This window comes from Methylobacterium sp. AC433 (genome assembly GCF_979253015.1).
On sequence record NZ_CEEDBN010000032.1, the window covers coordinates 1 to 12,839 of the forward strand.

Below are 12,839 nucleotides of genomic sequence, written 5' to 3' on the forward strand. Positions count from 1 at the left end.
TTGCCGTGCTCGGCGGTGATCAGGGCGGCGAGTTCGTCGGTGCGCTCCTCCGCGATGCGCAGGAAGGCGTTGAGGATGCGGGCGCGGCGCAAGGGCGTGGTGTGCGCCCAGTCGCGGGCCACCGCCTTGGCGGCGGCGACCGCCGTGTTCACGTCCGAAGCGTCCGCGAGGGCGACCCGACCGGTCTCCTCGCCGGTGGCGGGGTTGAAGACCGGGGCAGAGCGCGTGGCCGTGCCGGGGGCGAGCTGGCCGCCGATGTAATGCTGGATCGCGGTGGGCATGGTCGTCTCGTGTCCTGTGCGGGGTGTTCGGAGGCGCGGCGCGTTGCGGGCTTGGTCAGGGGGGGGGCGGGGCCGCGCTCTCCGGTGCGGGTGCGCCGAGGCGGTTCGCGAACTTGCCGAAGAACTCATCGGCGAGCTTGCGGGACGTGGCCTGGATCAGGCGACCGCCAAGGGAGGCGATCTTGCCCCCGATCTCGGCCTTCGCCGCGTAGCGAAGGATGGTGTCGGGGCCATCCTCCGTGAGGTTCACCACGGCGCGCCCCTTGGCGAAGCCCGCCATGCCGCCATTGCCCTGGCCGACGAGGGTATAGCCCTCGGGGGGCCGGATATCCTCCAGCCGGACGGTGCCGGCGAAGGTGGCCGAGACCGGGCCGACCTTCAGGGCGACCTTGGCGGCCATCTCCTCGGGCGAGGCCTGGATGAGTTCCTTGCAGCCGGGGATGCAGAGCGTCAGCACCTCCGGGTCGTTGAGGGCGGCCCAGACGGTCTCGCGGGACGCCGCGATTCGGTACTCGCCGGTGATATCCATGTTGTTCTCCCTGGCCGGCTCGCGCCGCTGCCGGCGCGGATCGGCCGGCCTCTGAGATCGATCACGCGCTCCGTCAGACCGCGCAGTACCGATCCTGGATCTCGGTGTCGGCGCGCAGAGCGGCGGCCGAGCTCTCGTGCACGACGGTACCCTGGTCGATGATCACGGCGCGGTTCGCGAGGTTGAGGGCCCACTCGACGTTCTGCTCGACGAGGAGCAGCGTGACGCCCCGGTCGCGCAGGGCGACGAACAGGCGGCCCATCTCCTCGACCAGCACCGGCATGATGCCCTCCGACGGCTCGTCGAGCAGGATGAGCTTGGGCCGCGCGATCATCGCGCGGGCGATGGCGAGCATCTGCTGCTCGCCGCCCGACATCGTCACGGCGATCTGGTCGAGGCGCTCGGCCAGCCGCGGGAAGGTCTCGGAGATCTCGGCGATCGCCGCTCCTTCCTTGATCGTGCGCGGCGCGCGCAGGAGGCCGAGCTTCAAGTTCTCCCGCACGGTCAGGCCCGGGACGATGCGCCGGTCCTCGGGCACGTAGGCGAGGCCCAGGGGAAAGCGGACATGGGCGGGGCGGCCGAGCAACTCTTCGCCGAGGAAGCGGACGCTGCCGCCGACCTTCGGGATCAGGCCCATCACGGCCTTCATGGTCGTGGTCTTGCCCGCGCCGTTGCGGCCGACCAGGGCCAGGATCTCGCCGGCCCGGACGTCGAGGGAGAGCCCATGCAGGACGTGGCTCGGGCCGTACCACGCGTCGAGGCCATGGATCTCAAGCATGGCCGTACCCACCGCTCTGGCCGAGATAGACGCGCCGCACCTCGCGGTCGGCCTGGATCTCGGCGGGGCTGCCATCGGCGATGAGCCGGCCGTGATGCAGCACCAGGATGCGCTCGGACAAGCCTAGGATCATCTTCATCTTGTGCTCCACGAGGAGGATCGTGCGCGTCTCGCCGAGGCGGCGCAGCAGGGCGACCATCTCCTTGGTCTCCTCCGGCCCCATCCCGGCGGTCGGCTCGTCGAGAAGCAGGAGCTTGGGGTCGCTCGCCAGGGCGATGCCGATCTCCAGGGCTCGCTGCTCGCCATGGGCGAGGGACGCGGCGGGACGGTCGCGCCGGTCCGCCAGGCCGATATCGGCGAGCAACGCATCCGCCCGCTCTACGAGGCCGGTCAGAGCGTCGCGCCGGCTCCAGAAGTCGTAGCGGCTCCTCCGCGCCTGCATCGCCGTCCGCAGGTTCTCATGAGCAGTCAGGCGCGGGAAGACGTTCGTGATCTGGTAGGAGCGCGCGATGCCGAGATGCGCGAACCTGGCCTGGGGCACCCGCGTCATGTCGCGGCCCCCGAAGCGGAGGCGCCCGGCCGTGGGCGCCAGGGCGCCCGAGAGCAGGTTGAACAGCGTGCTCTTGCCGGCCCCGTTCGGGCCGATGATGGCGGTGATGCGCTCCTTGCCGAAGACCGCGCTGACCTCCTCAAGAGCCGTGAACGCGCCGAAGCGGCGGCCGAGCGCTTCGACCTCCAGAATCGGAGCTTGCAGGTTCGGAGATTGCGGAACCGGATTCATGAGCGACCCCGGCGGAAGGCGAGGCGTTCCAGGGCCGAGCCCCAGAGGCCGCGCGGCAGGAACAGCACGAACAGGATGAACACGGTCCCGAGAGCGAGCTGCCAGTGGGGCGTCCAGAGGCTGAACACATCCTCCAGGACCAGCACCACCAGGGCGCCGACGAAGGGGCCGAAGAAGGTGCCCGCGCCGCCCACCAGCGTCATCACCACCGCCATGCCGGAGGTGTGGTAGGCGAGGCTGTCGAGGGGAACGATCGAGAGGTGGATCGCCGAGAGCGCGCCGCTCAGGCCGCAGAAGAGCCCGGACAGGACGAAGGCCAGGAGCTTCGAGCGCTCCACGTCGAAGCCGCAGGCGCGGGCGCGGGTCTCGTTCTCGCGGATCGCCTCGATGGCCGCCCCGAAGGGCGAAGCGAGGATGCGCGAAATCAGCGCCAGGGCCGCCCCCACGAAGGCCAGCACGAAGAGGTATTTGACGAGGGGATCGAGGATGTCGAGGGAGACAGGCCCGAGCTCGATCCGCGAGACCGTGAAGCCGCGCAGGCCGTTCTCGCCGCCGGTCCAGGACGAGGCCTGGAGCGCGGCGTAGTAGACGAGCTGGGCCAGGGCCAGGGTCACCATGGCGAAGTAGATGCCGCGCGAGCGGATCGAGACGACCCCGACCGTGAGCGCCAACGCGCTCGCCGCGACCGTCCCGAGACCCATCGCCAGGAGCGGATGGAGCCCGTACGCGCCGATGGCGATGCCGGTGACGTAGGCGCCCGTGCCGAAGAAGGCCGCGTGCCCGAAGGACAGGAGGCCGGTATAGCCGTAGAGCAGGTTGTAGCCGACGGCGTAGAGCCCGTAGATCAGGACGTTGACAGCGAGCGCCTGCGAGGGGAGCAGGAACGGCAGGGTCAGGAGCGCGAGGATCGAGAGCGGCGCGCGCCAGCGCGAGAAGCCGCCGGAGACGCGTGGGGCGCGCCGCTGCTTCATCGCCCCCGGAGGGGCGTCGACGACGGTCTGGTCGAGGGTCTGCATGTGCGGTCTCCCTCAGACACCGAGGCCGGGCTTGCCGAACAGGCCCTGGGGCCGGATCAGGAGAACCAGGGCCATGAAGGCGAACATGGCGATGCTGGCCATCTCGGGGGCGACCAGCGCGGTCATCGACACCACGATCCCCACGAGGAGGCCGGCGACGACGGAGCCCATGAGCGAGCCCATGCCGCCGATCACTGTGACGGCGAAGGCCTCGCCGAGCACCACGTTGCCCATCTCCGGATTGACCGAGCGCATCGGCGCGGCGAGGACGCCGCCCAGGGCCGCGAGCGCGATGCCGAGGCCGAACACCCACAGCCAGAGCCGCTGGATGTCGATGCCGAGTACCCTGAGGATTTCCGGGTCGTGGGCGCCGGCCCGCACGATCAGCCCGAGCCGCGTCCGCTCGAGGCCGTACCAGAGGACGACGAGCACCAGCGCCACCACGCCGACGACGAAGAGCCGGTAGATCGGGAAGTAGCCGATGCCGAGATCGGCGACCCCGGAGAGTTCCTCCGGGGTGGCGAAGGGCCGTCCGTCCGAGCCGAACAGGATGCGCACGCCCTCTACCAGGACGTAGCCGAGACCGAAGGTGAGGAGTAGGGGATCGTCCGGCGAGCGGCCGGCGAGCGGCCGGATCAGGAAACGCTCGATCAGGAGACCCAGGGCCCCGACCATGAGCGGTCCGACCAGCAGCGCCGCCCAGAAGCTGCCCGTGCGCTCCATGACGAAGACACCCGCGTAGGCGCCGACCATGAAGAAATTCCCATGGGCGAAATTTACGATGCCGAGCATGCCGAAGATGATCGACAGGCCGAGCGCCAGCATCACGAACACGGCGCCGAGCGCCACACCCGAGAACAGCTGCATCGCGACGAGTTCGAGGTCGAAGGCGGCGAGGGCAGAGGTCATGGCCGGATCCCGCTCATGGCACCCGATCAGGCCCGGTGGCCGAGTTCGTCGCAGGTGCGAAGGGCGGCCTCGGAGCCGGCCTCGACCTCGAGGATGCGGAACAGGTCCGCCTCCCCCTGCATCTCGGACTTCTTGCGCGACTCCGTGATGAGCACGGACTGGATCGCCTGGTGGTCGCAGGCGCGGTAGCGCTCCGGTCCCTTTGCGACGTCGTAGGTCAGGCCCTCCAGGGCCGCGATGACCTTGTCCGTGTCGGTATCGCCGGCCGCCTTCACGGCCATCAGCAGGGAGCGGACGGCCGTGTATCCGTAGGCGCCGTAATCGGTCGGGATCGCGTTGGCGTAGGCGGCCCGGAAGGCGTCGTTGAAGGCCTTGGCCGAGGGCACGGTCTCTTCCAGGCGCCAGTAATAGTTGCTCGCCCCCACCACGCCCTCGAAGGCGTCGGCACCGCCCGCCAGGCGCTGGTTGTGCAGCAGCACCGGCACGACGATGCGGGCGGCCTTCTTCAGCCCGAAATCATTCGCCTGCTTGATGCTGTTGGCCTGATCGCGCCCGAAATTGCAGATGCACAGGATGTCGGGGCGCATGGAGCGCAGGCGCGGCATGAAGGTCGAGTAGTCCGGCGCGCCGAACGGATGCAGGATCTCGCCGGCCGTCTCGGCGCCGATGGCTGCGGCCGCGCGTTTGAACCCCCGCAGCATCTCGTGGCCATAGGCGTAGTCGGCGACGAGGTAGGCCACCCGGGTGCCCTTCCTGAAGGCATGTTTCGCCACAGCCGCCGTGGTCATGTGCGGGTTCAGCGCCTCGTGGAAGGTGTAGCGGCTGAAATCCTTGGCCTCGTTGATCGTGTCGGATTGGCTGATCGACACGTAGAGGACCTTGCGCGAGCGGGTGATCTCGTTGACCGAGAGCTGGACCGCGCTCGACAGCGCCCCGACGATGAAGTGGACCTTGTCCTTCTCGATGAGTTCCAGCGTCCGGGTCGCGGCCTCGCCGGGGTTAAGCTTGTCGTCACGGACCAGGAGTTCGGCCATCCGGCCATTCGAGCCGCCGGCCTCGTTGAACTGCTTCACGGCGAGTTCGGCCGAGCGGATCTGATCCTTGGCCTCGGCGCCGAACGGGCCGGTGACCGGCGTCGGGAAACCGATGCGGATCGGCTCGGCGGCGCGGGCGATGAACGGCATCCCGATACCCGCCAGCGCGCCCGTGGCGGCCAACCCACGCACCAGCGTCCGGCGCGAGACGGAGCTATGTCGCGAACCCTGTACGATCATGGTTTCCTCCTGTCGTCGCGCGGGCTCGTGAAGGCGGTCCGCGTCGCGAAATCCGGGTGGCGAAGTGCGTCCGGGGTGGATCAGATCACGTCGAGCGCCCTCAGGATGCGTTCGGGTGTCATGGGAAGCTGGGAGATGCCGGCGCCGAGGGGGCGCAGGGCGTCGTTGACCGCGTTCAGGGCCGCGCCACTGGAGGCGGCGGTGCCCGCCTCGCCGCAGCCCTTGGCGCCGAGTTCGGTGTCCAGGGTCGGCGTCTCCACATGGGCGATGACGATGTCGGGCATCTCGCAGGCCATGGGCACGAGGTAGTCGGACATCGACCCATTCAGGAGCTGGCCCGTCTCGCCGTAGCGGCACTCCTCGAAGAAGGCGGCGCCGAGCCCCTGCACTACGCCGCCGCGGATCTGCTCGTCGACGAGGAGCGGGTTGATGACGCGCCCGCAATCCTCCACGACCCAGTGCTTGAGGATCGTGACGAAGCCGGTCTCGACATCGACCTCGACGAGGCTGCCGTGGATGCCGTTGGTGAAGGCGAATGGATAGCCGCGCGGCGCGAAGTGGTGCGCCACGGTCAGGGCCGGAGAGACGTCCGGCGGCAGCAGGTCCGAGCGGTAATAGGCGAGGTTGGCGACCTCCCGCAGCGTCATGCGGGGCGCTCCGTTTGCGTCCGTCACCGCGTCGTCGCGGATGTCGAGGCTGCCGGGCTCCGCCTGCAGGATTGCGGCGGCGATCTCCAGAATACGACCCTTCAGCTTGCGGCTCGCCTGGAGGGCCGTCTCGCCGCCGATACCGGCGCCCCTGCAGGCCCAGGTCGCCCCCCCGGAGGGCGTGGTCTCTGTGTCGCCGGTCAGGACCCGGACGTGGTCGCGGTCGACGCCGACGCCTTCGGCGACGATCTGGCCGATGATCGCCTCGCTGCCCTGGCCCTGCTCGGTGATGCTGATCGCGCAACTCACCTCGCCGGCGGGGGTCAGCTTCAGAACGCAGCCGTCCTGCGCCGAGATGTGCGCGCCCCCGACGCCGTAGAAGGCGGGCGTCGGATTGGTAATCTCCACGTAGGTCGCGATGCCGATGCCGCGATGGATGCCCTTCGCACGCAGGGCGGCCTGCTCCGCGCGCAGCGCCGAATAGTCCATCAGGTCGTGGAGCTTCTCCAGGCAGGTGGCGAGGGAGAGCTTCTCGAAGCGGTACCCGCTCGGGGTGGTGTGCGGGTACATGTCGTCGGTGACGTAGTTGCGCCGCCGGATCTCGAACGGATCGAGGCCGAGCCGGTCCGCCGCGAGGTCGACGAGGCGCTCCGTCACCGCGCAGGCGATCGGATGACCGACCGCCCGGTACTGGCTCATCTGGACTTTGTTCTGGGCCACCACCGTCAGGTCGGCGCGGTAATCGGTCAGCCGGTACGGCGCGCCGATCAGGCGCACGACCTGATTGCCCTCCACCGCGCTGGTGCGCGGATAGGCCGAGAACGGGCCGACGGCCGTCACGTCGTCCACCTCGATCGCCTGCAGCGCGCCATCCGGCCCCACCGCGAGCCGCGCGCGCACGCGGTGGTCGCGGGCATGGATGTCGCTGGCGAAGGCCTCCATCCGGTCGGCGGTGAACTTCACCGGCCGCTTCAGGAGCAGGCTCGCGCCCACCACCGCCATGTCCTCGTGGTAGAGATGCAGCTTCATCCCGAAGGAGCCGCCGACATCCGGGGCGATCACCCGCACGCGAGCCTCCGAGAGGCCGAAGTGGCGGGCGTAGAGATCCTGGAACTGGTAGGGCGTCTGCGTCGACTGGTGGACGGTGAGGCGGTCCTCGCTCGGGTCGAAATCGGCGACCACCGCGCGCGGCTCCATGGTCACGGCGGTGTGGCGGCCGAAGCGCAGATCGACCGAGACGACCTCGGCCCCCGCGAAGGCGCTGGAGGTCGAGCCCGCCTCAATGCGGGTTCGGAACAGGACGTTGTCGGGCGCGCCCACGTCGATGACGGGGCTCTCCGGCGCACGGGCCGCGTCGAGGTCCACGACCGCATCGAGTTCCTCGAACGCGACATCGATCACCTCGAGGGCATCCTCGGCCTGGGCGCGGGTCTCGGCGATCACCATCACCACCGGCTGGCCCGCCCAGACCACCTTGTCCGTGGGCAGGGGGCGCTGGGGCGCGGAACGCATACCCTTGAAGTGACTGAGCGTCCCGACCCAGGGCGTGCAGAGGGGCTCAAAATCGGCGCCGGTCAGCACCCGGTGGACCCCCGGCATCGCGGCGGCGGCGGAGACGTCGATCGCGCCGAGCCGCGCATGGGCGTAGGGGCTGCGCAGGAAGGCCGCGTGGAGCATGCGGGGCAGCACCACGTCGTCGGTGTAGCGGCCCCGTCCCGCCAGCAGGCGCCGCGCGCCGGGGCGCGGCAGACCGCGCCCGATATAGCGTCCCGCGCCCGGGCTGTCGGCCGCCGCGCTCATATCGCCGCCTCCCTGCCGGAATGCGGGTCAGAGCGGCCTGCGCGGGCCCTGGCGACGCTCTCGATCGCGTCGACGATGGCCTCGTAGCCGGTGCAGCGGCAGTAATTGCCCGAGAGCGCGTCGCGGATCGCCTCCCGGGACGGGACGGTGCCGGACGCCGCCCACTCCCCGAGGCAGTCCTGCGCGACCACCAGTATGCCGGGGGTGCAGAACCCGCATTGGAGCGCGTTGCGAGAATGGAACGCGGCCTGGAGGTCGGCGAGGGTACCCGCCTCCGACAGCCCCTCGATCGTGTCGACCCGGAGCCCGTCCGCCTGCACCGCGAGCATCAGGCAGGCATGGACCGGTCGCCCATCGAGGTTGACGATGCAGGCGCCGCAGGCGCCGGTCTCGCAGCCGAGATGCGTGCCGGTGAGGCCGAGATCGCCCCGCAGGAAATCGGCCAGGGACAGGCGCGGCTCCACGAAGTGCCGGACCGGCGTGCCGTTCACGGTGAGGGACAGGAGTTGCGGCGCGCTCATGCGGCCATCGCCTCGGTTCCGCCCTCGCCCAGGGCGGCCAGGACCCGGCCGAGCAGGACGCGGGCGAGATGCATGCGGGCCGCCGCCGAGAGGCTGTCGTCGTCGTCCGGCGAGAGATCGTCGGTGAGAGTCGCGCGGGCCGCCGCGACGGCATATCCGTCGAGGCGGCGGCCGTTGAGCGCGGCCTCCGTCGCGGGCGCCCGCATGGGCGTCGGCCCCACCGAGCAAAACCCGAGACGGGCCGCGGTCACGATGCCGTCCGCCAGCACGAGGTTCGCCGCGAGCCCGACCATAGCGTAGTCGCCGCGGCGGCGGGCGATCTCGGCGAAGTGCATCCGCGACCCGGATGCCGCCAGCGGTACCCGCACGGCTGTCAGCAACTCGCCGGGGACGAGAGCCGTCTCGTAGAGGTCCTGAAAGAAGTCGTCCGCCGGCACGCCTCGGATTCCACTCGGCCCGGTGATCTCCAGGGTGGCACCGAGGGCGCGCATGCAGGCCGGCAGTTCGGCGGCGGGATCGGCCAGCGAGAGGCTGCCGCCCATCGTGCCGAGATTGCGGATCGCCGGGTGCGCCATGTAGGCGGCGGCCTGGGTCAGGATTGGCGCGTGGGCGGCGACGAGGGGGGATGCCAGGGTCTCGGCATGGCGCGTGAGGGCGCCGATCCGCAGGGATTCCCCGTCGATGACGATGCCGCGCAGCGCCTCGATCCGCCCGATGTCGATGAGGAGATCCGGGGCGTCGAGGCGCAGGTTCAGGGCCGGCAGGAGGCTCTGGCCGCCCGCGAGGTAGCGCGCCTCCCCGGTACAGGCCGCATGGGCGTCGAGTGCCTCCGCCACGCTTGCCACGCGGCGATAATCGAAGGCCCGCGCCTTCATCAGCGTCCCTCCCACAGGTCGCATATCGGTGCGATCACTCGTTGTTGACCGCTTGGTTACAAGCTATCCAGGGTCGGACGGCATCGTCAAGAGAAATAACCAAGCGGTCACGAAGCATGGATTGTCCCGATGCCCGCGCCCCGGATGCGTTCGTCGCCGGGTCGGAGAAAGCCGCGCCCGCCGGCCGGCGGCGCCTGCCGGCCGCGCAGCGCGAGCAGCAGATCGTCGAGGCGGCGGCGCAGTTCTTCGCGGAGCACGGTCTCGCCGGCCAGACGCGTGAACTGGCCCGCGAGATCGGCATCACGCATTCGGCGATCTTCCGCTACTTTCCGACCAAGGAGGCGCTCCTCGACCGGGTCTACGAGCATATCTACGTCAAGCGCTGGAACCCGGCCTGGGGCGGCTTGGTGCAGGACCGGTCGCAGGCGCTCGAGACGCGCATCCTGCGGTTCTATCGGGAATACGCTGAGAAGATCTTTGACTACGTCTGGGTGCGGATCTTCGTGTTCTCGGGCCTGAAGGGCTACGACATCGCCCCGCGCTACCTCACCATCATCCGCGACCGGGTGATTCATCCGATCTGCACGGAGATGCGGGCGGACCTGAATCTGCCTCCTCCCGAGACCGTGCCCCTGACCGAGCGCGAGACCGAGGCCGCCTGGGCCTTGCACGGGAAAATCTTCTACTTGGCCATTCGCAAGTTCGTGTATGGATGGCCGATCCCCGACGACCTCTCACACGTTATCGCCGACGATGTCGGAGCGTTCTTGAGGGGCGCGGCGCCAATTTTCGTCGATAGCGTTAGAGATGCTTCGCCGTCTTGAATGCTGAAATATAGCTATTTTTAGGCGAAGGCTCTTAATTTTAAGCAGGCCGATTGGCACAAGGAAAGATCTTTACTTGCACAAATTCGGTGTGTCTCTAAGGCAGGCCTGTAATTGGAACCGCCTGGCCATTCTACGGCCAGAATGGGTCGGTGTCCGCGCGTTCGCTCTACGACCGGGTCGGGTGGAGAGCAGTCTGGCTGCTTTCCGAATTTTAGGCCACGAGACGTGCCATAAACGTGGTTCAAGATAGACGAAAGCTTTGAATCGGATACGGATAGTCAGTGCCTATTCATGTGCGAGACGAGACTGACATTCAGCCAGTGGCGCCGGCATGCTCGTCTCATCGAGGCGTATGTCGCCTTAAGCTAGAGCGCGCGGCCCTCTGCCACTTCACAGGCAGCAGGCTACAAGAGCCCGCCAGCCTTCGGTGCCGCGTTCCGCGCGCAGTTTGAACTTACATCCGTAGCCGTGAAGAAAGACGAACTTATCGGATAGTACATGAGATGGCTGCGTCTGCTTATCGTCAGTCGCCACGTGGAGCAGACCGCCGCATGTATAATCGATCTGATGTGCAACTCAATTATCGACGCAGGAGATTTTTCGCGCAAAGTCCTTCCGCGATTTTGCGCCATTCCTTGACCAATTGTCGACGGTTTCCGGGGTAACGCTCCGTGAGAAGGTCGGCATCCACAATGCGCTCGGCGTCGAAGAGGTGAAACGCGGCTCGCCCCTCGCACCAGGCGGCAAAGCTTCGCTCGGATCCGTCGAAGCCGACCATGATGGGCCAGACAATCCTTTCCTCTATGGCGCCGTCCTCTTCGCGGTAGACAAGCCGCATCTTGCGCTGCTCGCGCATCGCCCGGCGGCACTGCGCCAGTACGAGGCCTGCGGCGACTGGGCGAGGGTCGGGAGCGACATAGAAACTGCTGTCGTCGAGGGCCGGCCGCATGTTCGGGGCCAGCACGCTCTCGATCTTGCCGAGCGCATTTCGAACGGCCTGTGCCAGAGCGGGGTCGGCCTGACGGCCGACCCATTCGGCGCCGACGGCGAGCGCGTTCAGCTCTTCCTCCGTGAACGAAAGCGGTGGGAGCAAGAAGCCCGGGCGAAGGGCGTAGCCGACGCCGGCCTCCGCATCGATGTCGGCGCCCATGGCTTGAAGGGTCGCCATATCCCTGCGGATGGTCCGCAGGGATACGCCGGCCTCGCGCGCCAGCACGGCGCCCGCCACCACCCCTCGGTGGCCGCGAAGAATCTGCAGGATGTCGAAGAGACGATGACTGCGCGACAAGGCTACCCCATTGTGACGACGGCTTTGCCACGCAGCTTGCGGCCCGCCTCGATGGCCGAGATCAGCGGGATGGCTTGCGCGAGCGGAACGGTTTCGGCAATCGGCAGGGACAGCGCACCATCATGGGCCGCCTTCGCCAACCGGTCGAGGAGGTCGGCACGCGGCTTGCCGACGATCGGCTTCATCCGTCGGTCGAACACGGCCCGGATAAACCGGAGCGGCGTGGGCTCGACCGTGGTGAAGGTGCCGCCCTTGCGCAGCATGCCGATGCCCGTCGCCGTCGACAGCGTCCCGGCGGCATCGAACACCACGTCGAACACGTCGGAAATCGTCGACGCAGGGCTGAGGCGGTAATCGTAGACGGTTCGGAGCCCAAGCGAGCGGGCGCGGTCGACCCCTTCGGCACTACAGCTGCCCGACACTTCGGCGCCGAACATGCGTGCGATCTGCACCCCGGCCTCTCCGACAGCACCCGAGCATCCATTGATGAAGACGCTCTGACCAGGCCTCAGCTTCGCCTTGTCGATGAGACCATTCCAAGCCGTGACGCCCGCCGTCCCTAGGCATGCGGCCTGCTCGAAGGAGACGGTCTCCGGCTTCTTCGCGAGCGCTGCTTCCTTGGCAATGACGGCTTCGCCCAGGGATCCAGCCTCCTGGAAGCGCGCCATGCCGAACACCGCGTCGCCGACCTTGAAGCGGGTCACGCCGGGGCCGACTGCGGTGACTATGCCGGACAAGTCCAGGCCCATCCCACGCGGGAAGGATCGCCCGGTCACGATCTTCATCGCGCCGCTGCGGACCTTCCAGTCGATTGGATTGAGTGCGGCATGGCTGACCGCGACAACAACCTCGTCCTTGCCGAGGGGACCCAGCGCAAACGCCTCCAACCGCATGACCTCGGGTCCGCCGTAGGAGTGATATTGGATGCGTTTCATGAACCGGCCTTCCTTATGGAGGCGGCGTCCTACACCACTATGGTGCCAGAAACTGTCACCATAGTGGTGTAGGACGCCGCGAGGCACTTGGACCGGTGTCGTCCGAGTCCATGGGTTTCCCGTCGGCCCTACGCCGACGCGGCCTCGGATGGATGCAGGGGCCAATGTCAGGGTCGTTGAGCCGGTTCAGGTCGCTGAACCCGATACCCTGACCAGGAGGAGGATGGCGCCCCCTGCCGCGTGCTTCATGCATTCAGCGGCTGATAAATTCCGAGGAAGATCCTGACCGCCTCGGCCACATTGGCCTGCCTCCTGAAAAGTGGTCCTCCCTGAGGTATGGCTTCGAGCCATGTGGAGGATGTTGTCATGGGACGGAAG

Annotated in this window: 13 protein-coding genes; 1 reads left to right on the forward strand and 12 read right to left on the reverse strand. The window is 68.2% G+C overall.

Annotated features, from left to right (window positions below):
• The 10 genes from AC0IWM_RS23355 to AC0IWM_RS23400 form a co-directional block, all read right to left on the reverse strand.
• Positions 1–281, reverse strand: a 281-nt coding sequence (locus AC0IWM_RS23355) for an aldehyde dehydrogenase family protein (protein ID WP_471759018.1), incomplete at its 3' end; no start/stop codon positions are given.
• Between the two features lie 55 nt (positions 282–336).
• Positions 337–810 carry an SRPBCC family protein gene (locus tag AC0IWM_RS23360; RefSeq protein WP_471759020.1) on the reverse strand — a complete coding sequence of 158 codons (474 nt, stop codon included), beginning with the start codon at positions 808–810 and terminating at the stop codon, positions 337–339.
• Positions 811–883: 73 nt separating this feature from the next.
• A complete protein-coding gene (locus AC0IWM_RS23365; protein WP_471759022.1) occupies positions 884–1,588 on the reverse strand; it encodes an ABC transporter ATP-binding protein in 705 nt (234 codons plus the stop codon).
• Entirely contained in the window at positions 1,581–2,369 is a 789-nt protein-coding gene (locus AC0IWM_RS23370; RefSeq protein WP_471759024.1) for an ABC transporter ATP-binding protein, read from the reverse strand. The genes AC0IWM_RS23365 and AC0IWM_RS23370 overlap by 8 nt, the downstream gene beginning before the upstream one ends.
• Positions 2,366–3,385: a branched-chain amino acid ABC transporter permease gene (locus AC0IWM_RS23375; protein ID WP_471759026.1), complete on the reverse strand. Its 1,020-nt coding sequence runs from the start codon at positions 3,383–3,385 to the stop codon at positions 2,366–2,368. Before AC0IWM_RS23375 ends, AC0IWM_RS23370 begins: the two co-directional genes overlap by 4 nt.
• 12 nt (positions 3,386–3,397) lie before the next feature.
• Entirely contained in the window at positions 3,398–4,294 is an 897-nt protein-coding gene (locus AC0IWM_RS23380; RefSeq protein WP_471759028.1) for a branched-chain amino acid ABC transporter permease, read from the reverse strand.
• A gap of 26 nt (positions 4,295–4,320) precedes the next feature.
• Entirely contained in the window at positions 4,321–5,568 is a 1,248-nt protein-coding gene (locus AC0IWM_RS23385) for an ABC transporter substrate-binding protein (RefSeq protein WP_471759030.1), read from the reverse strand.
• Positions 5,569–5,648: 80 nt separating this feature from the next.
• Positions 5,649–8,015 (reverse strand): xanthine dehydrogenase family protein molybdopterin-binding subunit, encoded by a 2,367-nt coding sequence (locus AC0IWM_RS23390; protein WP_471759032.1) that lies wholly within the window; start codon positions 8,013–8,015, stop codon positions 5,649–5,651.
• Complete coding sequence (locus AC0IWM_RS23395; RefSeq protein ID WP_471759034.1) at positions 8,012–8,536, reverse strand: (2Fe-2S)-binding protein; 525 nt, start codon at positions 8,534–8,536, stop codon at positions 8,012–8,014. Before AC0IWM_RS23395 ends, AC0IWM_RS23390 begins: the two co-directional genes overlap by 4 nt.
• Positions 8,533–9,411, reverse strand: a complete 879-nt coding sequence (locus AC0IWM_RS23400; protein WP_471759036.1) for an FAD binding domain-containing protein — start codon at positions 9,409–9,411, stop codon at positions 8,533–8,535. The genes AC0IWM_RS23395 and AC0IWM_RS23400 overlap by 4 nt, the downstream gene beginning before the upstream one ends.
• A 116-nt stretch (positions 9,412–9,527) precedes the next feature.
• Here AC0IWM_RS23400 and AC0IWM_RS23405 point away from each other — a divergent pair, with 116 nt between their 5' ends.
• The gene (locus tag AC0IWM_RS23405; RefSeq protein WP_471759042.1) at positions 9,528–10,235 is read left to right on the forward strand and encodes a TetR/AcrR family transcriptional regulator; all 708 of its coding nucleotides are present in this window, start codon (positions 9,528–9,530) and stop codon (positions 10,233–10,235) included.
• A gap of 583 nt (positions 10,236–10,818) precedes the next feature.
• On the opposite strand, the gene AC0IWM_RS23410 is transcribed toward AC0IWM_RS23405, so the two are convergent.
• Positions 10,819–11,526, reverse strand: a complete 708-nt coding sequence (locus AC0IWM_RS23410; protein WP_471759038.1) for a helix-turn-helix transcriptional regulator — start codon at positions 11,524–11,526, stop codon at positions 10,819–10,821.
• Between the two features lie 2 nt (positions 11,527–11,528).
• The gene (locus tag AC0IWM_RS23415; protein WP_471759040.1) at positions 11,529–12,461 is read right to left on the reverse strand and encodes an NAD(P)-dependent alcohol dehydrogenase; all 933 of its coding nucleotides are present in this window, start codon (positions 12,459–12,461) and stop codon (positions 11,529–11,531) included.
• Between the last annotated feature and the right edge of the window lie 378 nt (positions 12,462–12,839).